This window comes from Sporosarcina sp. HYO08 (genome assembly GCF_001563475.1).
Taxonomy (GTDB): Bacteria; Bacillota; Bacilli; order Bacillales_A; family Planococcaceae; genus Sporosarcina.
On the sequence record NZ_LPUT01000027.1, the window covers coordinates 238,135 to 260,372 of the forward strand.

General features: G+C 43.8%; 22 protein-coding genes and 1 other annotated feature. All 22 genes read left to right on the top strand.

The genetic code is table 11. The features are described from left to right. Positions 1–42: 42 nt before the first annotated feature. The 22 genes from sigH (at position 43) to rplB (ending at position 22,198) form a co-directional block, all read left to right on the top strand. A complete protein-coding gene (gene sigH / locus AU377_RS10370) occupies positions 43–696 on the top strand; it encodes an RNA polymerase sporulation sigma factor SigH (RefSeq protein WP_156450435.1) in 654 nt (217 codons plus the stop codon). A gap of 135 nt (positions 697–831) precedes the next feature. Further along, positions 832–981, top strand: coding sequence for a 50S ribosomal protein L33 (rpmG, locus tag AU377_RS15340; protein WP_082732008.1), 150 nt, complete (start codon positions 832–834; stop codon positions 979–981). Between the two features lie 47 nt (positions 982–1,028). Next, complete coding sequence (gene secE / locus AU377_RS10375; protein WP_067407695.1) at positions 1,029–1,214, top strand: preprotein translocase subunit SecE; 186 nt, start codon at positions 1,029–1,031, stop codon at positions 1,212–1,214. 150 nt (positions 1,215–1,364) lie between these two features. After that, positions 1,365–1,898 (top strand): transcription termination/antitermination protein NusG, encoded by a 534-nt coding sequence (nusG, locus tag AU377_RS10380; protein ID WP_067407892.1) that lies wholly within the window; start codon positions 1,365–1,367, stop codon positions 1,896–1,898. Positions 1,899–2,079: 181 nt separating this feature from the next. Further along, complete coding sequence (gene rplK / locus AU377_RS10385; protein ID WP_067407696.1) at positions 2,080–2,505, top strand: 50S ribosomal protein L11; 426 nt, start codon at positions 2,080–2,082, stop codon at positions 2,503–2,505. 120 nt (positions 2,506–2,625) lie between these two features. After that, on the top strand, positions 2,626–3,327 hold the full coding sequence (rplA, locus tag AU377_RS10390; protein WP_067407697.1) for a 50S ribosomal protein L1: 702 nt from the start codon (positions 2,626–2,628) through the stop codon (positions 3,325–3,327). Positions 3,328–3,370: 43 nt separating this feature from the next. Continuing rightward, positions 3,371–3,515 (top strand) — a sequence feature (ribosomal protein L10 leader region). A 32-nt stretch (positions 3,516–3,547) separates the two neighbouring features. Beyond that, entirely contained in the window at positions 3,548–4,048 is a 501-nt protein-coding gene (rplJ, locus tag AU377_RS10395; RefSeq protein ID WP_067407698.1) for a 50S ribosomal protein L10, read from the top strand. A 66-nt stretch (positions 4,049–4,114) separates the two neighbouring features. Continuing rightward, positions 4,115–4,480: a 50S ribosomal protein L7/L12 gene (gene rplL, locus AU377_RS10400; RefSeq protein WP_067407699.1), complete on the top strand. Its 366-nt coding sequence runs from the start codon at positions 4,115–4,117 to the stop codon at positions 4,478–4,480. 161 nt (positions 4,481–4,641) lie between these two features. Next, positions 4,642–5,244 (top strand): class I SAM-dependent methyltransferase, encoded by a 603-nt coding sequence (locus AU377_RS10405; protein WP_067407700.1) that lies wholly within the window; start codon positions 4,642–4,644, stop codon positions 5,242–5,244. 222 nt (positions 5,245–5,466) lie between these two features. Beyond that, positions 5,467–9,009: a DNA-directed RNA polymerase subunit beta gene (rpoB, locus tag AU377_RS10410; RefSeq protein ID WP_172794050.1), complete on the top strand. Its 3,543-nt coding sequence runs from the start codon at positions 5,467–5,469 to the stop codon at positions 9,007–9,009. A gap of 117 nt (positions 9,010–9,126) precedes the next feature. Continuing rightward, positions 9,127–12,726 (top strand): DNA-directed RNA polymerase subunit beta', encoded by a 3,600-nt coding sequence (gene rpoC, locus AU377_RS10415; RefSeq protein WP_067407702.1) that lies wholly within the window; start codon positions 9,127–9,129, stop codon positions 12,724–12,726. Positions 12,727–12,859: 133 nt separating this feature from the next. Continuing rightward, a complete protein-coding gene (locus tag AU377_RS10420) occupies positions 12,860–13,108 on the top strand; it encodes a ribosomal L7Ae/L30e/S12e/Gadd45 family protein (RefSeq protein ID WP_067407703.1) in 249 nt (82 codons plus the stop codon). A 104-nt stretch (positions 13,109–13,212) separates the two neighbouring features. Continuing rightward, complete coding sequence (gene rpsL / locus AU377_RS10425; RefSeq protein WP_067407704.1) at positions 13,213–13,632, top strand: 30S ribosomal protein S12; 420 nt, start codon at positions 13,213–13,215, stop codon at positions 13,630–13,632. A 38-nt stretch (positions 13,633–13,670) separates the two neighbouring features. Then, positions 13,671–14,141, top strand: a complete 471-nt coding sequence (gene rpsG, locus AU377_RS10430) for a 30S ribosomal protein S7 (RefSeq protein WP_067407705.1) — start codon at positions 13,671–13,673, stop codon at positions 14,139–14,141. Positions 14,142–14,255: 114 nt separating this feature from the next. Then, positions 14,256–16,334, top strand: a complete 2,079-nt coding sequence (fusA, locus tag AU377_RS10435; RefSeq protein WP_067407706.1) for an elongation factor G — start codon at positions 14,256–14,258, stop codon at positions 16,332–16,334. Between the two features lie 140 nt (positions 16,335–16,474). Then, positions 16,475–17,662, top strand: a complete 1,188-nt coding sequence (gene tuf / locus AU377_RS10440) for an elongation factor Tu (RefSeq protein ID WP_067407707.1) — start codon at positions 16,475–16,477, stop codon at positions 17,660–17,662. A 173-nt stretch (positions 17,663–17,835) separates the two neighbouring features. Then, a complete protein-coding gene (locus AU377_RS10445; RefSeq protein WP_067407708.1) occupies positions 17,836–19,155 on the top strand; it encodes a Na+/H+ antiporter family protein in 1,320 nt (439 codons plus the stop codon). Positions 19,156–19,407: 252 nt separating this feature from the next. Beyond that, complete coding sequence (gene rpsJ / locus AU377_RS10450) at positions 19,408–19,716, top strand: 30S ribosomal protein S10 (RefSeq protein WP_067407709.1); 309 nt, start codon at positions 19,408–19,410, stop codon at positions 19,714–19,716. Positions 19,717–19,760: 44 nt separating this feature from the next. Continuing rightward, on the top strand, positions 19,761–20,390 hold the full coding sequence (gene rplC, locus AU377_RS10455; RefSeq protein WP_067407710.1) for a 50S ribosomal protein L3: 630 nt from the start codon (positions 19,761–19,763) through the stop codon (positions 20,388–20,390). A gap of 25 nt (positions 20,391–20,415) precedes the next feature. Then, complete coding sequence (gene rplD, locus AU377_RS10460; RefSeq protein ID WP_067407711.1) at positions 20,416–21,039, top strand: 50S ribosomal protein L4; 624 nt, start codon at positions 20,416–20,418, stop codon at positions 21,037–21,039. Beyond that, complete coding sequence (gene rplW / locus AU377_RS10465; protein ID WP_067407712.1) at positions 21,039–21,323, top strand: 50S ribosomal protein L23; 285 nt, start codon at positions 21,039–21,041, stop codon at positions 21,321–21,323. Before rplD ends, rplW begins: the two co-directional genes overlap by 1 nt. Positions 21,324–21,367: 44 nt before the next feature. Further along, positions 21,368–22,198, top strand: coding sequence for a 50S ribosomal protein L2 (gene rplB / locus AU377_RS10470; RefSeq protein WP_067407713.1), 831 nt, complete (start codon positions 21,368–21,370; stop codon positions 22,196–22,198). Positions 22,199–22,238: the final 40 nt, after the last annotated feature.

Here is a 22,238-nt window from a genome sequence, read left to right on the forward strand (position 1 = left end):
GCGCAATTATGCCGGGGCCTAATTGATTGAATCGGGGTGATCCTGTTGGTGGAAAAGGCATACGTTAAAAGCGGCATATCGGATTTCACCGGACTTTCTGACGGGGAAGTCATTACGATTATCCACGAAGGGAACATGGATGCGCTTGATTATTTAATTTCGAAATATCAATCGCTCGTTAGTTTAAAAGCACGATCATACTTCCTTATCGGCGGGGATCGAGAAGACATTGTTCAAGAAGGGATGATTGGTCTTTACAAAGCGATTCGTGATTTCAGAGAGGATCGGTTGAGTTCCTTCAAAGCATTTGCGGAGCTATGTATTACACGCCAAATCATTACGGCCATTAAGACTGCGACGAGACAAAAGCATATTCCGTTGAACACCTCGGTTTCGTTGGACAAGCCTGTTTTTGATGAAGAGTCTGATCGAACGTTGCTGGATGTAATTGCTGGACCTACGCTTGACGACCCTGAAGACTTGATGATTCATAAGGAAAATTTTATCCAGATGGAAGAAGAGATGAATAAGGTATTAAGCGCTCTTGAAAAAGAAGTACTTGCGCTTTATTTAGAAGGACAGTCCTATCAAGAGATATCGGATGAGTTAAATAGACAAGTAAAGTCGGTCGATAATGCGCTTCAGCGGATTAAGAGAAAGCTGGAACGTTATATGCAGGTGGATGAGGTACGGTAAAGCTTTAGAGGCATCAAAGGGGCTTGTTGACATGACCAGTGTTCGGTGGTAATCTTAGCAAGACTATTGAGAGAAACGGTAACTTATGATTTTTTTATCTTTTTTTTGAAAAGAATATAGTCTAAAGGTGAAAAAATGTCTACTAAAATTATTTTAAGCTGTGAAACTTGTGGATCACGAAACTATTCAGTTCCGGCTAGAGGTAAGCAACAGACGGAACGTTTAATATTAAAGAAATATTGCAAGCATTGTAATAAGCAGACAGTGCATAAGCAAACAGCCTAATTTAATTTGTCTGCAGCATAAGTTCTTATTCGGAGGGTTACACAATAATGGGCAAGATGATCGGTTTTTTGAAAAACGTAGTCTCGGAAATGAGAAAAGTCAGCTGGCCGAAACGTAAATTATTGACACGGTATACAATTGTCGTCATTTCCACGGTTGTCTTTATGGCGATTTATTTTGGTCTGATTGATCTTGGCATTTCACGAGTAATGGAATGGTACCTTGCGTTATAATAAAGTAGCACGAATATCCTTTTGAAAATATCCCGTCTGGCCATTGAACGGGTTTTTTCAGTTTCACTAAAAATTTATGCGTAATTTTAAGCGAGTGATTCGCTACCTATGAAAAGGAGGGACGGACGTACAGTCCTTGATATTATGGATATGGAGAAAAATTGGTTTGTCGTTCACACGTACTCCGGCTATGAAAACAAAGTAAAAGCAAACTTAGAAAAACGTGTAGAAACGATGGGAATGCAAGATAAAATTTTCCGTGTAATCGTTCCGGAAGAGGAAGAAACAGATTTTAAAGACGGGAAAAAACGGACAGTCATGCGAAAGACTTTTCCGGGATACGTTCTCGTAGAATTAATTATGACGGACGATTCATGGTATGTTGTTCGAAACACACCTGGCGTAACTGGGTTTATCGGTTCGTCGGGCGGTGGAGCTAAACCGACACCGCTACTTCCAGAAGAGGTTGAATTCATCTTGAAGCAAATGGGTGTGAAAGAAGGCAAAGGGGAAGTCGACTTCGAAATTGGCGAAATGGTACAAGTACTTGAAGGTCCATTTGCGCATTTCGAAGGTAAGGTAGAAGAGATTGACCACGACAAAGGGAAAGTAAAAGTTTCTGTCGATATGTTCGGACGGGAAACAAAAATGGAACTTGATTTCAATCAAGTTGAGAAATTGTGATTTGATGTTAGATTTTATGCTTGCACAAGTTGTGTAAAAGTGGTACCATATCAAAGGTCAGGCTATAACCTGACCGTCTGAACGGATTGACAAAAATTCTACCAGCGAAAGTTGGCAGGCACATAATGAGTGGGAGGGGAAACCCTATTACCACATCACGGACTTAAGGAGGTGTTGTCTCGTGGCTAAAAAAGTAGTTAAAGTAGTTAAGTTGCAAATTCCGGCTGGGAAAGCAAACCCGGCACCGCCAGTTGGACCGGCACTAGGTCAAGCAGGTGTGAACATCATGGGATTCTGTAAAGAATTTAACGCGCGTACAGCGGATCAAGCAGGTCTAATCATTCCTGTTGAGATTTCTGTATTCGAAGATCGTTCTTTTACATTTATTACTAAAACTCCACCGGCGGCAGTATTGCTAAAGGTTGCGGCTAATCTTCAAAAAGGTTCGGGTGAACCGAACAAAAAGAAGGTTGCTACAGTGAAGCGTGATAAAGTTCGCGAAATCGCGGAACAAAAGATGCAAGATTTAAATGCGGCATCTGTTGAAGCGGCGATGGCAATGGTTGAAGGTACTGCTCGCAGTATGGGAATCACTGTCGAAGACTAATTATCGAGAGAGTTTTTAGTTGTTTCTTTGTAGTGGGGGTTGCGCTCGTTCCTTGGAACACGCAACCCTTATTCGTGGGAGGGTTAATCCGTTAAAACCACAATTGAGGAGGATATTATAATGGCTAAAAGAGGTAAAAAATTCACAGAAGCTGCCAAGCAAATTGACCGCACAACGGCATACGATGTGAACGAAGCGATCGAGCTTGCGAAAAAAACAAGTACAGTGAACTTCGATGCAACAGTTGAAGTTGCTTTTCGTCTAGGAATTGACACGCGTAAAAATGACCAGCAAATCCGTGGAGCAGTTGTGCTTCCAAACGGTACTGGTAAAACACAACGTGTACTCGTTTTCGCGAAAGGTGAAAAATTGAAAGAAGCAGAAGCTGCTGGTGCAGACTTTGCTGGAGATGTGGAATACATCAACAAAATCCAACAAGGTTGGTTTGATTTTGACGTAATCGTAGCAACGCCTGACATGATGGGTGAAGTTGGTAAAATTGGTCGTGTCCTAGGACCGAAAGGCCTTATGCCGAACCCGAAAACAGGAACAGTTACGTTTGACGTAGCGAAAGCTGTTGAAGAAATCAAAGCTGGTAAAGTTGAATACCGTGCTGACAAAGCAGGGATCATTCACGCGCCGATCGGAAAAGTTTCTTTTGACAACGAAAAACTTGTTGAAAACTTCGAGACTATTTTTGATACAATTCAAAAAGCAAAACCGGCGGCAGCTAAAGGTACTTACATGAAGTCTGTCAACGTGACGACGACAATGGGTCCTGCTGTGAAAGTTGATCCGTCAACTGTAACAGTTCAAAAATAATTATTGACAAAAGTGTAAACTTCTGATAAAGTTACTTTTGTTGTAAATAGATTCATTTGTACCGTAGACAGTAGGAGCGGCGTGCCGCTTAATATTCCTGCCGAGGACAAGACGCTCTTTTATTAAAGATGACGACTTATTCTGCCCTCGTGCCTACTTCGTAGAACGAGGGCTTTTTATATCGGTATAAGTGACCCCAAACTTTTTAGGAGGTGTCCAGATGAGCAAAGTGTTAGAAGCTAAACAGGCGCTAGTTGGAGAAATTGCAGACAAGTTCAAATCAGCAGCATCTGTTGTAGTTGTTGACTACCGTGGTCTAACTGTAGGCCAAGTTACGGAACTTCGTAAGCAGCTTCGTGAAGCAGGTATTGACTTCAAAGTATACAAAAACTCAATGACTCGCCGTGCTGCGGAAGCTACAGGACTTGAAGGGTTAAACGAACACCTAACAGGCCCGAACGCAATTGCGTTTTCAAATGAGGACGTTGTTGCTCCTGCAAAAATCCTAAACGATTTTGCAAAGCAAAACGACAAACTTGAAATTAAAGCTGGTGTAATTGAAGGTGCAATTGCATCTCAAGAAGACGTAAAAGCATTGGCAGAACTTCCATCACGCGAAGGTCTACTTTCTATGCTACTCAGCGTACTTCAAGCACCAATGCGCAACTTCGCGCTTGCAACAAAAGCTGTTGCAGAACAAAAAGAAGAACAAGGCGCTTAATCAGGCAGCCTAATATACGACTTACGGGATAATCCCGACAAAAACAACATTTAGGAGGAAACACAAATGACAAATCAACAAATCCTTGACGCGATCAAAGAAATGACAGTTCTTGAATTGAACGACCTTGTAAAAGCAATCGAAGAAGAGTTCGGCGTAACTGCTGCAGCACCAGTTGCAGTTGTTGGCGGAGCTGCTGGTGCAGACGCTGCTGCTGAGCAAACTGAATTCGACGTAGTCCTAGCATCTGCTGGCGACCAAAAAATCAAAGTTATCAAAGCTGTTCGTGAAGCTACAGGCCTTGGCTTGAAAGAAGCGAAAGAGCTTGTTGACAACGCTCCAAAAGCAATTAAAGAAGGCGTAGCGAAAGAAGAAGCTGAAGAGCTAAAAGCTAAACTTGAAGAAGTTGGCGCTTCAATCGAACTTAAGTAATTTTGAAATAATGAAGAGAAGCTCGTCGGTTTGGACGGGCTTTTCTTCGTTTTTTTTATCTTGTCAAAACTATATTGAATGAAATGTAAAAGGCCAAAGTGACTTTTGGTATGTGTCATAGGTTCAATTTTTATCGTTTGTTTGAAAGAGGAGGATCCTGCATGTCCGAACATTATTATTCAAAAGATCCAAAGGTGAAAAGTCAGCCGAAAGAGTGGTCCGTAGTGTTGCGCGGGAAAACAGTACGCTTTAAAACAGATGCGGGTGTATTTAGTAAAGGTGAAGTAGACTTCGGTTCAAGACTTCTTGCTGAATCATTTGTTTCGCCTGAGGGGGATGGGAATATACTTGATGTGGGCTGTGGGTACGGTCCGATCGGTTTATCGATCGCCGCATCTTTTCCGGAACGGACTGTTCACATGGTCGATGTGAATGAACGAGCACTTGCCCTTGCAAAATACAATGCTGCGCAAAATAATATCGCGAATGTAAAAATCTATTCGAGTGATGCACTTTCGGCCGTAACCGCAGGAGGTTTTGCAGCAATTTTAACAAATCCGCCAATCCGTGCAGGAAAAGAGACGGTATTTAACTTTTACGCAGGTGCCTATTTGAAATTAGATAAGGGTGGGGAGTTATGGGTCGTCATCCAAAAGAAACAAGGTGCGCCTTCGACAATTCAGCGATTAAATGAGCTTTTCGGTAATGTTGAAACAGTTGTTAAAAAGAAAGGCTATTATATTTTGAAGGCGAAAAAATCTTGACAATGAGTTAGCTTTATAGTAGAGTAACTTAATGCATAAATAATTATAATGCGGTCGTGTGCCCTTTTGCATGAAAAATGGGAAAGTTAGGTATACTGACGAATGGATAAAAGATTGTATAACCGAAAATGAGCTCTTGCCGGATCTCGTTTTCTTTTTGTTTTTTTCGATATCATACACCATATTTATGATTTCGCAAAGGACTATTACTGTTTTTGAGGGGTGAATAAGTTGACAGGTCATTTAGTTCAATACGGTCAACACCGTCAGCGTAGAAGTTTCGCAAGGATCAGCGAAGTGCTCGATCTGCCGAATCTGATTGAGATCCAGACGGCATCTTATGAGTGGTTCTTGGAAGAAGGGTTGCGGGAAATGTTCCACGATATTTCCCCTATTCAAGATTTCACTGGAAATCTTTCGTTGGAATTCATCGATTATCAACTTGGAGAGCCCAAATATCCAGTCGATGAGTCAAAAGAGCGCGATGTAACATATGCGGCTCCACTCCGAGTGAAAGTGCGTTTGCACAACAAAGAAACGGAAGAAGTGAAAGAGCAAGACGTCTTCATGGGGGACTTCCCGCTCATGACAGAAAATGGTACGTTTATCATTAATGGTGCTGAACGTGTAATTGTTTCACAGCTTGTTCGTTCACCAAGTGTCTATTATAACGACAAAATTGATAAAAATGGAAAACGTGGTTTTGCCGCGACTGTCATTCCGAACCGCGGTGCTTGGTTAGAATATGAAACAGATGCAAAAGATGTCGTTCATGTTCGAATTGACCGTACACGAAAATTGCCGATTACCGTTCTTTTGCGAGCACTTGGATTTTCTTCCGATCCAGAAATACTCGAACTAATCGGTGACAATGAATTTTTGCGCAACACACTAGAAAAAGATAATACAGAAACATCCGAAAAAGCGCTACTAGAAATTTACGAACGCCTTCGTCCGGGGGAACCGCCAACGTTAGATAGTGCGAAAAATCTATTGTTTTCTCGCTTCTTTGATGCGAAAAGATATGATTTAGCGAACGTAGGCCGCTATAAAATGAATAAAAAACTTCACTTGCAAAATCGTTTGTTTAATCAGGTGCTAGCTGAAACAATCGTTGACCCTGAAACAGGGGAAATTTTGCTAGAAAAAGACCAACTCATCGATCGACGGGCATTGGATCGCCTGCTTCCATATTTGGAGAAAGGCATTGGCATGAAAGAAATTTCCCATGCTGGCGGTGTACTAGAAGATGACATTACGATTCAAACGATAAAAATTTATTCACCGAAAAGCGAAGAAAAGCAAGTGATCAATGTTATTTCCAATGCTAATATTGATGAGGAAATCAAACACGTTACACCAGCAGATATCGTTGCTTCTATTAGTTACTTCTTCAATCTACTGCATGGTGTTGGAAATACAGATGATATTGACCATCTCGGAAATCGTCGCCTCCGCTCAGTTGGGGAACTACTGCAAAACCAATTCCGCATCGGTCTTTCACGAATGGAACGTGTTGTAAAAGAGCGTATGTCCATTAACGATACACAGTCGATTGTGCCGCAGCAACTGATCAATATTCGTCCGGTTATTGCATCTATTAAAGAGTTTTTCGGAAGCTCTCAGCTGTCACAATTCATGGACCAAACGAATCCTTTAGCGGAGCTAACACATAAACGCAGGCTTTCCGCTCTCGGACCTGGTGGATTGACACGTGAACGCGCAGGGATGGAAGTGCGTGACGTTCACTATTCCCACTATGGGCGTATGTGTCCGATCGAAACGCCGGAAGGTCCAAATATCGGACTGATCAACTCACTTTCAACATTTGCGAAAGTGAACAAATTCGGATTCATCGAAACACCTTATCGAAAAGTTGACCCAACGACAGGACGTGTCACAGGGCAAATTGATTACTTGACAGCTGACATTGAGGATAACTACATCGTCGCACAGGCCAATGCAGAACTTGACGAAGAGGGTGCTTTTGTTAATCCAGAAGTTGTCGGACGTTTCCAAGGTGACAACACAGTTTTCAAACGTGAACAAATCGACTATATGGATGTTTCGCCGAAGCAAGTCGTATCGGCAGCGACAGCATGTATTCCATTCCTTGAAAACGATGACTCGAACCGTGCACTAATGGGCGCGAACATGCAACGTCAAGCTGTTCCGTTATTAAACCCGGAAGCACCGTTTGTCGGTACAGGTATGGAGCATGTGTCAGCGCGTGACTCTGGCGCTGCGGTTCTAGCGAAATATGATGGAATCGTCGAACATGTTGAAGCGAAAGAAATTCGCGTACGCCGTATTGAGTCTGTAGGTGAAAAAGAAGTAAAAGGTGATTTAACTTCTTATCGCTTAGAGAACTTTATCCGCTCCAACCAAGGGACTTGCTATAATCAGCGTCCAATTGTCAGCGTCGGCGACCGCGTGAAGCCGCTTGATATTTTGGCAGATGGTCCTTCAATGGAGCAAGGTGAACTTGCGCTTGGACGAAACGTACTAACTGCATTTATGACTTGGGATGGCTTTAACTATGAAGATGCCATCATTATGAGTGAGCGACTTGTAAAAGACGATGTCTTCACTTCTGTTCATATTGAAGAATATGAATCTGAAGCCCGAGATACGAAACTTGGTCCAGAAGAAATTACACGCGATATTCCAAACGTTGGGGAAGATGCGCTGCGTAATCTAGACGACCGTGGAATTATTCGAATCGGTGCCGAAGTTCGCGATGGCGATATCCTTGTCGGAAAAGTAACGCCAAAAGGAGTCACAGAGCTAACGGCCGAAGAAAGGCTTCTTCATGCAATCTTCGGAGAGAAAGCACGTGAAGTTCGTGATACATCTCTTCGTGTACCACATGGTGCTGGCGGTATCGTTCTTGATGTGAAAGTGTTCAATCGCGAAGACGGTGATGAATTACCACCGGGTGTTAACCAATTGGTGCGTGCATATATCGTTCAAAAACGTAAAATCTCTGTTGGGGATAAGATGGCTGGCCGTCATGGTAACAAAGGGGTTATTTCCCGTATTTTACCTGAGTCGGATATGCCATACTTGCCGGATGGTACACCGATCGATGTCATGTTAAATCCGCTTGGCGTACCGTCGCGGATGAACATCGGACAGGTACTTGAAATGCACCTCGGCATGGCTTCTCGTAGCCTTGGCATTCATATGGCTTCACCTGTATTTGATGGGGCCAATGAAGAAGATGTTTGGGAAACGATGGAAGAGGCTGGAATGGATCGAGACGGAAAAACGATTCTATATGACGGGCGTTCCGGTGAAGCATTTGACAATCGTGTATCTGTCGGTGTGATGTACTTGATCAAGCTTGCGCACATGGTTGACGATAAGCTTCACGCGCGTTCGACTGGTCCGTACTCACTTGTTACGCAACAACCGCTTGGCGGGAAAGCGCAATTTGGTGGACAGCGTTTCGGAGAGATGGAAGTTTGGGCGCTTGAAGCATACGGTGCAGCTTATACACTTCAAGAAATCCTGACGGTGAAGTCTGACGACGTCGTTGGACGTGTGAAGACTTATGAAGCGATCGTGAAAGGGGAAAGTGTGCCGCAACCTGGCGTTCCTGAATCGTTTAAAGTACTTATTAAAGAGCTTCAAAGCCTTGGGTTAGATGTGAAGATGTTGTCACCAGATTTAGAAGAAATCGAGTTGCGTGATCTTGATGAGGATGATGATACGCAGCCAACAGATGCTTTAAATCTAATCAAAGAAGACCAGCCAGTCTGAGTCTAGAGAAATAGAAGAAGGGGGAATTGCACGTCCCCTTTCTTTTCAAATGCAAAAGTAGTGCAATTGTTCGAGAATAGCCAATCGTAGCGATAAGACTAGAGGGAGGTAGGCTCCTTGATAGATGTAAACAATTTTGAGTATATGAAAATCGGCCTCGCTTCACCGGATAAGATTCGTTCATGGTCTTACGGAGAAGTGAAAAAGCCTGAAACGATTAACTACCGTACATTGAAACCGGAAAAGGACGGCTTGTTCTGTGAGCGTATTTTTGGACCTACGAAAGACTGGGAATGTCATTGCGGAAAATATAAGCGTGTTCGTTACAAAGGCGTCGTTTGTGATCGATGCGGCGTAGAAGTAACACGTCAAAAAGTACGCCGGGAGCGCATGGGACATATTGAACTTGCGGCGCCTGTGACACATATTTGGTACTTTAAAGGGATTCCAAGCCGTATGGGATTAATTCTCGATATGACACCAAGAGCTTTGGAGGAAATTATCTATTTCGCTTCCTACGTTGTCGTTGACCCTGCGGATACGCCACTTGAAAGAAAGCAATTGCTTTCTGAAAGGGAATACCGTATTTACCGTGAAAAGTATGGTTCGAAATTCCAAGCGTTAATGGGTGCAGAAGCAATCGAGCGTCTGCTTATGTCCATTGATCTCGATAAAGAGATGGAGTTTTTGAAGGAAGAACTGAAAACAGTTCAAGGACAGCGCCGTACGCGTGCAATTAGACGTCTAGAAGTTGTGGAATCATTCCGTAACTCCGGTAATAAGCCGGAATGGATGGTTCTTGAAGTTTTGCCGGTTATACCGCCTGAATTGCGTCCGATGGTTCAACTAGACGGCGGACGTTTTGCTACGTCAGATTTAAATGACCTTTATCGTCGGGTAATCAACCGTAACAATCGTTTGAAACGTCTTCTTGACCTCGGTGCACCTGGCATTATCGTTCAAAACGAAAAACGTATGCTTCAAGAAGCAGTTGATGCGCTCGTTGACAACGGTCGCCGCGGCCGCCCAGTAACAGGACCAGGAAATCGTCCATTAAAGTCTCTTTCACATATGTTGAAAGGGAAGCAAGGTCGTTTCCGTCAAAACTTACTCGGTAAACGAGTTGACTACTCTGGCCGTTCCGTTATCGTTGTTGGCCCGAACTTGAAAATGTATCAATGTGGTTTACCGAAAGAAATGGCCATTGAGCTATTCAAACCATTCGTAATGAAGGAACTTGTTGAACGTGGTTTAGCGCACAATATTAAAAGCGCGAAGCGTAAAATTGAACGCCTTCACTCGGAAGTATGGGATGTATTAGAAGATGTAATTAAAGAGCACCCGGTATTGCTGAACCGTGCACCGACGCTCCACCGTCTTGGGATCCAAGCGTTCGAGCCGGTATTGGTAGAAGGTCGTGCGATTACGCTTCACCCGCTCGTTTGTACGGCATATAACGCAGACTTTGACGGTGACCAAATGGCTGTTCACGTCCCGTTATCTGCGGAAGCACAAGCCGAAGCACGTCTTCTCATGCTTGCAGCTCAGAACATTTTGAACCCGAAAGATGGGAAGCCAGTTGTTACACCATCCCAAGACATGGTATTAGGAAACTATTACCTCACTTTGGAAAGAAAAGGTGCGACAGGCGAAGGGACTGTGTTTAGTGATGCAAACGAAGCATTAATTGCTTACCAAAACGGTCACGTACACCTTCATTCTCGTATTGCGATTCAAGCGCGGTCATTAAACAACCCTGCATTTACGGAAGAACAAAACAGCAAGCTGCTTCTAACAACTGTTGGGAAAATTATTTTTAACGAAATTTTGCCAGAGTCGTTCCCGTACATTAACGAGCCGACAGACTTTAACTTACAAGTTGAAACCCCCGATAAGTACTTCGTTGCGGGAACTGTTAATGTTAAAGAACATCTAGCTGAAATGGATCTTGTCTCACCGTTTAAAAAGAAAATCCTTGGGAATATCATCGCGGAAATCTTCAAACGTTTCCATATTACTGAAACGTCTCGAATGCTGGACCGCATGAAGGACCTCGGATTTAAATATTCTACTCGTGCTGGTATAACAATTGGTATTTCGGACATCGTTGTACTGCCTAACAAAGATGAAATCTTACAGGAAGCACAAGATAAAGTTGATAAAGTTCTGCAGCAATTCCGCCGTGGTTTAATCACGGAAGAAGAACGTTACGACCGTGTTATTTCGTACTGGAGCCATGCGAAGGACATCATTCAAGATAAATTGATGGATTCCCTTGATAATGCAAACCCAATTTACATGATGAGTGACTCCGGGGCCCGTGGTAACGCATCGAACTTTACGCAACTTGCGGGGATGCGTGGTCTCATGGCTAACCCGGCTGGACGTATTATCGAACTTCCGATCAAGTCTTCGTTCCGTGAAGGTCTATCTGTTCTCGAATACTTCATCTCAACACACGGTGCGCGTAAAGGTCTTGCTGATACCGCGCTGAAAACAGCTGACTCAGGATACTTGACGCGTCGACTTGTTGACGTTGCGCAAGATGTTATTGTTCGTGAAGATGATTGTGGGACTGACCGCGGTCTAGAAATCGGTGCACTTACGGAAGGTACAGAAATTATTGAAGGTCTTGATGAGCGTATCGAAGGCCGCCATACAAAGAAAACGATCTACCATCCTGAAACAGGCGCAGTTATTCTTGAAAAGGATGGCCTCATTACAGCGGATATTACACGGGCTGTTATGGATGCGGGTATTGAAAATGTGACAATCCGCTCTGCCTTTACTTGTAATACAAAACATGGTGTTTGTAAGAAATGTTACGGCATTAACTTGGCGACAGGTGATAAAGTCGAAGTCGGCGAAGCGGTTGGAATTATTGCAGCGCAGTCAATCGGTGAGCCGGGTACACAGCTTACGATGCGTACGTTCCACACAGGTGGGGTTGCGGGAGACGATATTACACAAGGTCTTCCACGTATTCAAGAAATTTTCGAGGCGCGGAATCCGAAAGGTCAAGCTGTTATCTCCGAAATCAAAGGAAATATCATTGAAATCGATGAAATACGTGAAGGCCAAAAAGAAATTACAATCCAAGGTGAAGTGGAAACACGTAAATACCTTGCCCCTTACAATGCACGCTTGAAAGTTCAAGTAGGCGATACGATCGACCGTGGGGATGTTATTACGGAAGGTTCAATTGACCCGAAAGAATTAATCATCGTAAAAGACGTTGCGACAGTTCAAGAATATCTATTGAAGGAAGTTCAAAAGGTATACCGTATGCAGGGGGTTGAAATCGGTGATAAGCACGTTGAAGTAATGGTTCGCCAAATGCTTCGTAAAGTGCGGATTATTGAAGCGGGCGATACAGATCTATTGCCTGGTTCCTTAATCGATATTCATCAATTTAAAGATGCCAACACGGAAGTGCTTGCGTCAGGAAAAATTCCTGCAACATGTCGTCCGGTCATCCTTGGTATTACAAAAGCTTCCCTTGAAACAGAATCATTCTTGTCAGCAGCTTCTTTCCAAGAAACGACACGTGTCCTAACAGATGCGGCGATCAAAGGAAAGACAGACGAATTGCTTGGCTTGAAAGAGAACGTTATTATCGGAAAACTTGTCCCTGCTGGAACAGGTATGCAGCGCTATCGCCATGTCGAAATGGAGCAGGACGAAGAGCTAAGCGAAGAAACAGTCGCGGCTGAATGATCTAAAACAACATAAAACGAGGGGATTCAAAAAAATCCCCCGTTTTTCTTCATTATCTGTTGACATATTTTTTAGTAGATGATAATATACAAAAGGTTGATAGTTGAATGTCTGCACTTTGGAGGATATTCGGATGTCTTACGATAAAGTTGAACAGGCAAAGAAGACAATCATCGGTACAAAGCAGACCGTAAAAGCAATTCGTGCAGGGATCGTGTCAGAGGTCATCGTTGCAGAAGATGCAGAGGAACGGATTACAGCTCCAGTAGTGGAGGAAGCCGGACGTCATAGCATTCAAGTAACGTATGTTCATTCTAGTGAAAAACTTGGACAGATCTGTGGGATACAAGTTGCTGCATCAGTTGTTGCAATTACCGGCTAATGGTTTTTGTGTAGTTAAAACACAAAGACTTTGTTTTTACCCCAAAAATGAACCACCTGGATGTGTGGTCTTACAAAAAAGAATTGTGAAAGGAGGACAAACCGATGCCTACAATTAACCAATTGGTCCGTAAACCACGTAAATCTAAAGTGGAAGGATCTAAAGCTCCAGCGCTCGGAAAAAGCTATAACAGCTTCAAAAAGTCAATGACAAACGTGAACTCACCACAAAAACGGGGTGTTTGTACACGTGTTGGTACAATGACACCGAAGAAACCGAACTCGGCTCTTCGTAAATATGCGCGTGTACGTTTGACAAACCAACTGGAAGTCAACGCATACATCCCGGGTGAAGGTCACAACCTTCAAGAGCACAGCGTTGTGCTAATCCGCGGTGGACGTGTAAAAGACTTACCGGGTGTTCGTTACCATGTCGTGCGTGGTGCACTTGACACAGCAGGTGTTCAAGGCCGTATGCAAAGCCGTTCACAATACGGTGCAAAAAAACCAAAAGAAAAGAAATAATATATCTTATATGATTATCTCGAAAGGAGGAAAACAACATGCCTCGTAAAGGTCCTGTTGCTAAACGTGACGTTCTTCCAGATCCAATTTACAATTCGAAGCTCGTCTCACGTCTCATCAATAAAATGATGGTTGACGGCAAAAAGGGTACATCCCAAAAAATCCTCTATGGTGCGTTCGAACTTGTAAAAGAACGTTCTGGAAAGGATCCAATTGAAGTATTTGAAGCTGCGCTTAACAACGTAATGCCAGTACTAGAAGTACGCGCGCGTCGTGTAGGTGGAGCAAACTACCAAGTTCCGGTTGAAGTGCGCCCAGAGCGTCGTACAACACTTGGACTTCGCTACCTAGTGAACTACTCTCGTTCACGTGGTGAAAAAACGATGGAAGAGCGTCTTGCAAACGAAATTCTTGACGCTTCAAACAATACAGGTGCTTCTGTAAAACGTCGTGAAGAAATGCATAAAATGGCAGAAGCGAACAAAGCATTCGCTCACTACCGCTGGTAAGATCGGAAATTCAAGCAAATACGCCTTGGCGTATTTGCTTGAAAATCCGCTGTACAGATTTGATCGAACTCGTTCGGTGAAATCTTAATCCGAATTTGGAAGGAGATATACAAAATGGCTAGAGAGTTCTCCTTAGAGAATACTCGTAACATTGGTATTATGGCTCACATCGACGCTGGTAAAACAACGACGACTGAGCGTATCCTTTATTACACAGGTAAAATCCATAAACTTGGTGAAACACACGAAGGTGCATCCCAAATGGACTGGATGGAGCAGGAACAAGAGCGTGGAATCACGATCACTTCTGCAGCAACAACAGCGCAATGGAAAGGTCACCGTATCAATATCATTGACACACCAGGTCACGTGGACTTCACAGTTGAAGTTGAACGTTCCCTACGTGTACTTGACGGTGCGGTAACGGTTCTTGACGCGCAATCAGGCGTTGAGCCTCAAACTGAAACAGTTTGGCGCCAAGCGACTACATACGGTGTACCACGTATCGTATTCGTCAACAAAATGGACAAAACAGGTGCTGACTTCGAATACGCGGTAAGCACTTTGCATGATCGTCTTCAAGCGAACGCGCATCCAATTCAGCTTCCAATCGGAGCGGAAGATAATTTCAGTGGAATTATCGACTTAATCGAAATGAAAGCTACAATCTATGGTAATGACCTAGGTACGGATATTAGCGTTGAAGATATTCCAGAAGATATGGTTGCAAAAGCTGAGGAATACCGTGAGAAGCTAATCGAAGCAGTTGTTGACTTCGATGAAGATCTTATGGAAAAATACCTTGGCGGCGAAGAAGTATCTGTTGAAGAAATTAAAGCTGCAATCCGTAAAGCGACACTTGCTGTTGAATTCTTCCCAGTAGTTTGCGGAACAGCATTCAAAAACAAAGGTGTACAACTTGTTCTTGATGCGACATTAGATTACCTTCCAGCTCCAACTGATGTTGAAGCAATGAAAGGGATCAACCCAGATACTGAAGAAGAAGAGGATCGTCCATCAAGTGACGAAGCACCATTCTCAGCACTTGCGTTTAAAGTTATGACGGATCCATTCGTTGGTAAGTTAACATTCTTCCGTGTGTACTCAGGTGTTCTACAATCTGGTTCATACGTGAAAAACTCCACGAAAGGGAAGCGTGAGCGTGTTGGACGTATCCTACAAATGCACGCGAACTCTCGTGAAGAAATCGCTGAAGTTCATGCGGGTGAAATCGCAGCTGCAGTTGGTTTGAAAGATACAGGTACTGGTGACACATTATGTGACGAAAAAGCACCTATTATCTTAGAGTCAATGGAATTCCCAGAGCCGGTTATTTCCGTTGCAATCGAACCAAAAACAAAAGCGGACCAAGACAAAATGGGTCAAGCACTTGCGAAACTTCAAGAGGAAGACCCAACTTTCCGCGCGCATACTGACCAAGAAACAGGCGAAGTTATCATCGCTGGTATGGGTGAGCTTCACCTTGATATCATCGTCGACCGTCTGAAACGTGAGTTCAAAGTAGAAGCAAACGTTGGAGCACCACAAGTTTCTTACCGTGAGACATTCCGTGCATCTGCAGAGGTTGAAGGGAAATTCGTTCGTCAATCTGGTGGACGTGGTCAATTCGGTCACGTTTGGATCGAGTTCTCTCCAAACGAAGAAGGAAAAGGCTTCGAGTTCGAAAACGCAATCGTCGGTGGGGTTGTTCCACGTGAATACATTCCAGCTGTTGAAGCAGGTCTACGTGACTCGCTTGACAACGGGGTTATCGCAGGATACCCATTAATCGACATTAAAGCTCGTCTATTCGATGGTTCATACCACGACGTAGACTCCAACGAAATGGCGTTTAAGATTGCTGCATCTATGGCACTTAAAAACGCAGTTTCAAAAGTTAACCCAGTTCTTCTTGAGCCAATGATGAAAGTTGAAGTAATCATTCCTGAAGAGTACATGGGCGACATCATGGGTGACATCACTTCACGCCGTGGTCGCGTTGAAGGAATGGACGCTCGTGGTAATGCACAAGTTGTACGTGCAATGGTTCCGCTTGCTGAAATGTTTGGATATGCAACATCTCTACGTTCAAACACACAAGGACGCGGAGTCTTCTCAATGGTATTCGATCACTACGAAGAAGTGCCGAAATCCATTGCTGAAGAAGTTATCAAGAAAAACAAAGGTGAATAAGCAAATTCATCCTTGTTTCTGTAAACAATAACTTGTAAGATATGGATAGTTGAGGACACCCTGGGGCCCCGGGGGATTCTCGGCATCCGTAGCTATAAAAAACTAAAAAAACTTTTATATTTTGAGGGAGGATTTCCAAAATGGGTAAAGAAAAATTCGATCGCTCCAAAACACATGCGAATATCGGTACAATCGGTCACGTTGACCATGGTAAAACAACTCTAACTGCTGCGATTGCAACAGTTCTTTCGAAAAAACTAGGTGGAGAAGCTCGTTCTTACGCGGACGTTGACAACGCACCTGAAGAAAAAGAGCGTGGTATTACAATCAACACGTCTCACATCGAGTACGAAACTGAAACTCGTCACTACGCACACGTTGACTGCCCAGGTCACGCTGACTACGTTAAAAACATGATCACTGGTGCTGCTCAGATGGACGGCGGAATCCTAGTTGTATCTGCAGCTGACGGTCCAATGCCACAAACTCGTGAGCACATCCTTCTTTCACGTCAAGTAGGTGTTCCTTACCTAGTTGTATTCATGAACAAATGTGACATGGTTGACGATGAAGAACTTCTTGAGCTTGTAGAAATGGAAATTCGTGACCTTCTTTCTGAGTACGATTTCCCTGGTGATGACATTCCTGTTATCAAAGGATCTGCACTTAAAGCACTTGAAGGTGAAGAAGAGTGGGAAGAGAAAATCGTTGAGCTTATGAAAGCTGTAGACGAGTACATCCCAACACCACCACGTGATACTGAAAAACCATTCATGATGCCAGTTGAGGACGTATTCTCAATTACTGGTCGTGGAACAGTTGCTACAGGACGCGTTGAGCGTGGACAAGTTAAAGTCGGCGATGTTGTTGACATCATCGGTATCGTTGAAGAGTCTAAATCTACAACTGTAACAGGTGTAGAAATGTTCCGTAAGCTTCTTGACTATGCAGAAGCTGGAGACAACATCGGTGCACTACTTCGTGGTGTATCACGTGAAGATATCCAACGTGGACAAGTACTTGCTAAACCAGGTACAATCGTTCCACACACTGAATTCACATCAGAAGTTTACGTTCTTTCAAAAGAAGAGGGTGGACGTCATACGCCATTCTTCTCTAACTACCGTCCGCAGTTCTACTTCCGTACAACTGACGTAACTGGCGTTATCGAGCTTCCAGAAGGCGTAGAAATGGTTATGCCTGGCGATAACATCGAAATGACAGTAAAATTGATCGCTCCAATCGCGCTTGAAGAAGGTACGAAATTCTCTATCCGTGAGGGTGGACGTACTGTAGGCGCTGGCGTTGTAGCTACAATCAAAGCTTAATAAACGTTTATTTTAAAATCCCGTCCTTTGTGGCGGGATTTTTTTGCCTTTTGCGAATCTACCTGTCGAAATGCGGGAAAACTCGTTGACAGAAGGGCGGACCTTTGATAGATTTAGTAACGTTCTTCAACGCTTTAATGTGACGAAGCAAACGAGTTGTAGGGGGATTTACTATGAATGCAGTAATTATAGCTGTTCTAGCTATGTTGATATTGAGTCTGTTGCGCGTCAATGTCGTACTTGCACTAGTAGCAGGCAGCGTCATCGGCGGTTTTGTCGGCGGACTATCGTTCGAGGAAACCATTGCTACATTTACGGGGGGGTTAGGGGCTGGTGCGACAATCGCGCTCAGCTATGCATTGCTCGGAGGATTCGCTGTCGCGATATCAAAGACAGGCATGCCGCAATTGCTTGTTTCTGCGATGTTGCGTCTTATGAAAAAAGAGGGAGAAGGGAATCAGTCAGGACTTGGTAAAGTGCTCATCGTGTTAATTCTTTTGACGATGGCGCTATTCTCGCAAAACTTAATCCCGATTCATATTGCCTTTATTCCATTACTTGTTCCACCGATTCTGCATGTATTGAATGTAATGAAAGTGGATCGGCGCCTGATTGCCTGCGTTTTAACATTCGGTTTAACCGCGCCCTATATCCTGCTTCCTTATGGATACGGGTTCATCTTCCATGAGATTCTTGCCGCGCAAATGAATGCTGCGGGATTGGCGATTGACCTGACTGATATACCGAAGGCGATGGCATGGCCAGTCCTTGGTTTGTTCGTTGGTCTTCTGATTGCGATCTTTATCTCTTATCGAAAGCCAAGAGACTATGAGGATCGGGGAACAGCCGAACTTGGGGAATCGTTAATGGTCGAGAAAAAGAAAATCTTCTTCACAGTGGCTTCCTTACTTGGCACGATTGCAGTGCAAGTCCCGACGCAGTCGATGATTGCGGGCGCGGTAACAGGTATTGCGATTCTTTATGTAACGGGAGTATTGAAATGGAAGGAAGCTGACAGCCTTTTAAATGAAGGGATGCGCATGATGGCATTCGTCGGCTTTGTTATGATTGCAGCAAATGGATTTGCTTCTGTATTGAAAAAGACTGGACATATCCTAACGCTTGTCGAAAGCTCGAGTGCACTTCTTGGTGATCATAAAGGAATGGCCGCTTTCGTTATGCTGCTTGTTGGTTTGGTTGTGACGATGGGCATCGGATCGTCGTTTGCGACAATCCCAATTATTGCTTCGATTTTTGTTCCGCTTAGTATCGCTTTCGGATTCAGCCCGATGGCAATTATCGTATTGATCGGCACGGCTGCTGCTTTAGGTGATGCAGGGTCACCTGCTTCCGATTCGACTTTGGGACCGACAGCCGGACTTAATGCAGACGGGCAGCATAATCATATTTGGGATACTTGTGTCCCGACGTTCTTGCATTATAATATTCCTTTGATCGTTTTCGGCTGGGTGACAGCGATGATCATAGGTTAATATGTAACAATGTTGCGACTATTAGACAATAAGTTGCATAAAAGGACATCAACACTTATAATGAATAAGTCGACAAAAGAATTTCGCCAAAAGACTTGCGGGATTCTTTTTCGTTGTGTATAATGTTGAATGTTGGTCTTTGACTGCGATGAAGCGAGAGGTTGCCGACACACCCGGCCGCTTTGCCATGGCATGTGTGTGGGAAATTTTCGCGGAGAATGTCTAGAAAATAGGCGAGAAGGAGGGAAAATAATGGCAAAACAAAAGATTCGTATTCGTTTGAAAGCATATGATCACAGAATTTTGGATCAGTCAGCTGAAAAGATTGTAGAAACAGCAAAACGTTCAGGTGCTAGTGTATCGGGTCCGATACCTCTTCCAACTGAAAGATCTGTTTACACGATCCTTCGTGCGGTACATAAGTACAAAGATTCGCGCGAGCAGTTCGAAATGCGTACACACAAACGTCTTATCGATATTGTCAATCCGACACCGAAAACTGTTGATTCATTGATGAAACTTGATCTACCATCAGGCGTTGACATTGAAATCAAACTATAATCGATTAAAATAATAAACTTACATTAATTCAGGAGGTGTGACAAATGACCAAAGGAATCTTAGGGAGAAAACTCGGCATGACGCAAATTTTTGCTGAAAATGGAGATATGATCCCAGTAACTGTAATTGAGGCTGCACCGAACGTTGTTCTTCAAAAGAAGACGGTTGAAACAGACGGCTACGCGTCAATTCAGCTTGGATTTGAAGACAAACGTGAGAAACTTGCAAACAAACCTGAAAAAGGCCATGTTGCAAAAGCTGAAACAGCACCTAAGCGCTTCATTCGTGAATTCCGCGAAATGGACGTAGAGGCTTACGAAGTTGGTCAGGAAGTCAAAGTTGATGCATTCGCTGAAGGCGATATCGTCGACATTACAGGTACATCAAAAGGTAAAGGTTTCCAAGGTGTTATTAAACGCCACGGATATGCACGCGGGCCAATGAGCCACGGTTCACGTTTCCACCGTGCACCAGGTTCAATCGGTTCAGTTGACGCACAACGCGTATTCAAAGGAACGTTGCTTCCAGGACGTATGGGCGGCGACACTGTAACGATCCAAAATTTAGAAATCGTACGAGTTGACGCTGAGCGTAACTTGCTACTTGTAAAAGGAAATGTTCCAGGAGCGCGCAAATCACTTATTCAAGTAAAAAGCGCAATCAAAGGGAACTAATCATTAAAGGAAGGAGGAAATAGGAATGCCTAAAGTATCCGTACTAAGCCAGACAGGATCTTCAGTCGGTGAAATCGAACTAAATGAAGCTGTATTTGGAATCGAGCCAAACGAAGCTGTCTTATTTGAAACATTGGTTCAACAACGTGCAGCATTGCGCCAAGGGAACCATAAAGTAAAAACTCGCGCCGAAGTTGCCGGCGGTGGCCGTAAACCATGGCGTCAAAAAGGAACTGGTCGTGCTCGTCAAGGGTCGATTCGTTCACCACAATGGCGTGGAGGCGGGATTGTCTTCGGACCATCACCACGCAGCTATAGCTACAAATTACCGAAAAAAGTTCGTAGATTGGCTCTTCTTTCAGCACTTTCAACGAAAGTTCGCGAAGAGAATCTAATCGTACTTGACGGATTAACATTTGAAGCGCCAAAAACAAAGGAATTCGTTAAAGTTCTAGCAGACCTTTCAATTGAGAAAAAAGCGTTGATCGTTACTGCAGATCTAGACGAAACTGTGGCATTGTCCGCACGCAATATTCCTGGAGTTAGCGTTGTAACAGCTAGCGGCATTAACGTCCTAGACCTTGTCGCGCACGATAAGCTTGTCATGACTAAAGCAGCAGTTGAAAAAGTAGAGGAGGTGCTTGGTTAATGGAAGCACGTGATATTCTAAAACGTCCGGTCATTACCGAGCGTACTTCTGAGCAAATGGAATTCAAGAAATACACTTTTGAGGTTGACACTCGTGCAAACAAAACACACATCAAGCAAGCTATCGAAGAAGTCTTCGGAGTGGAAGTTGAGAAAGTCAACGTACAAAACTACAAAGGCAAGTTTAAACGTATGGGCAAACACGCTGGCTATACAAACAAACGCCGTAAAGCAATTGTGACATTAACTGCTGATTCAAAAGACATCGAACTATTCGAAATCTAATTGAAAAAAGCTAGATAGCTAAAATAACGAAGGAGGGAACACCAATGGCGATTAAGAAATACAAACCTACCTCCAACGGGCGTCGTAATATGACATCATCTGACTACTCCGCAATTACTACGGATAAACCAGAAAAATCATTGCTTGCACCACTAACACGCAAAGGCGGCCGCAACAATACAGGTAGGACTACAGTTCGTCACCAAGGTGGAGGCCACAAGCGCCAATACCGTGTCATCGATTTCCAACGTCGAAAAGATGGCATTCCAGGACGCGTTGCTACGATCGAATACGATCCAAACCGTTCTGCTAACATCGCATTGATCAACTATGTAGATGGAGAAAAACGTTACATCCTTGCTCCAAAAGGATTGCAAGTGGGCATGACAGTTATGTCTGGTCCAGATGCAGACATTCGAGTAGGTAACTCATTGCCACTTGAAAACATTCCAATGGGTTCTACAATTCATAATATCGAATTGAAACCAGGTAAAGGCGGTCAGCTAGTACGTTCTGCAGGTACTTCTGCACAACTTCTTGGCCGTGAAGGAAAGTACGTAATTGTACGCCTTCAATCAGGCGAAGTTCGCATGATTCTTGCTACTTGCCGCGCGACAATCGGTCAAGTTGGTAATGAGCAACACGAATTGATTAACATCGGTAAAGCAGGTCGTTCACGCTGGTTAGGTAAGCGTCCAGCAGTTCGCGGATCTGTTATGAACCCTAACGATCACCCACACGGTGGTGGTGAAGGACGTACACCAATTGGACGTACAAGTCCTGTTACACCTTGGGGTAAACCAACAATTGGTTACAAAACACGCAAGAAAAACAATAAATCCGACAAACTTATCGTTCGTCGTCGTAAAAAATAATGTGATTGCACTGCGGTTCGATCAGTGGACCGTAGTACAA

Bases quoted from the DNA above. Each gene is read 5' to 3' on its own strand.
- rpmG (WP_082732008.1), top strand. From the start codon at position 832: ATGTCTACTAAAATTATTTTAAGCTGTGAAACTTGTGGATCACGAAAC.
- secE (WP_067407695.1), top strand. From the start codon at position 1,029: ATGGGCAAGATGATCGGTTTTTTGAAAAACGTAGTCTCGGAAATGAGA.
- nusG (WP_067407892.1), top strand. From the start codon at position 1,365: ATGGAGAAAAATTGGTTTGTCGTTCACACGTACTCCGGCTATGAAAAC.
- rplA (WP_067407697.1), top strand. From the start codon at position 2,626: ATGGCTAAAAGAGGTAAAAAATTCACAGAAGCTGCCAAGCAAATTGAC.
- rplJ (WP_067407698.1), top strand. From the start codon at position 3,548: ATGAGCAAAGTGTTAGAAGCTAAACAGGCGCTAGTTGGAGAAATTGCA.
- rplL (WP_067407699.1), top strand. From the start codon at position 4,115: ATGACAAATCAACAAATCCTTGACGCGATCAAAGAAATGACAGTTCTT.
- AU377_RS10405 (WP_067407700.1), top strand. From the start codon at position 4,642: ATGTCCGAACATTATTATTCAAAAGATCCAAAGGTGAAAAGTCAGCCG.
- AU377_RS10420 (WP_067407703.1), top strand. From the start codon at position 12,860: ATGTCTTACGATAAAGTTGAACAGGCAAAGAAGACAATCATCGGTACA.
- rpsL (WP_067407704.1), top strand. From the start codon at position 13,213: ATGCCTACAATTAACCAATTGGTCCGTAAACCACGTAAATCTAAAGTG.
- rpsG (WP_067407705.1), top strand. From the start codon at position 13,671: ATGCCTCGTAAAGGTCCTGTTGCTAAACGTGACGTTCTTCCAGATCCA.
- fusA (WP_067407706.1), top strand. From the start codon at position 14,256: ATGGCTAGAGAGTTCTCCTTAGAGAATACTCGTAACATTGGTATTATG.
- tuf (WP_067407707.1), top strand. From the start codon at position 16,475: ATGGGTAAAGAAAAATTCGATCGCTCCAAAACACATGCGAATATCGGT.
- AU377_RS10445 (WP_067407708.1), top strand. From the start codon at position 17,836: ATGAATGCAGTAATTATAGCTGTTCTAGCTATGTTGATATTGAGTCTG.
- rpsJ (WP_067407709.1), top strand. From the start codon at position 19,408: ATGGCAAAACAAAAGATTCGTATTCGTTTGAAAGCATATGATCACAGA.
- rplC (WP_067407710.1), top strand. From the start codon at position 19,761: ATGACCAAAGGAATCTTAGGGAGAAAACTCGGCATGACGCAAATTTTT.
- rplD (WP_067407711.1), top strand. From the start codon at position 20,416: ATGCCTAAAGTATCCGTACTAAGCCAGACAGGATCTTCAGTCGGTGAA.
- rplW (WP_067407712.1), top strand. From the start codon at position 21,039: ATGGAAGCACGTGATATTCTAAAACGTCCGGTCATTACCGAGCGTACT.
- rplB (WP_067407713.1), top strand. From the start codon at position 21,368: ATGGCGATTAAGAAATACAAACCTACCTCCAACGGGCGTCGTAATATG.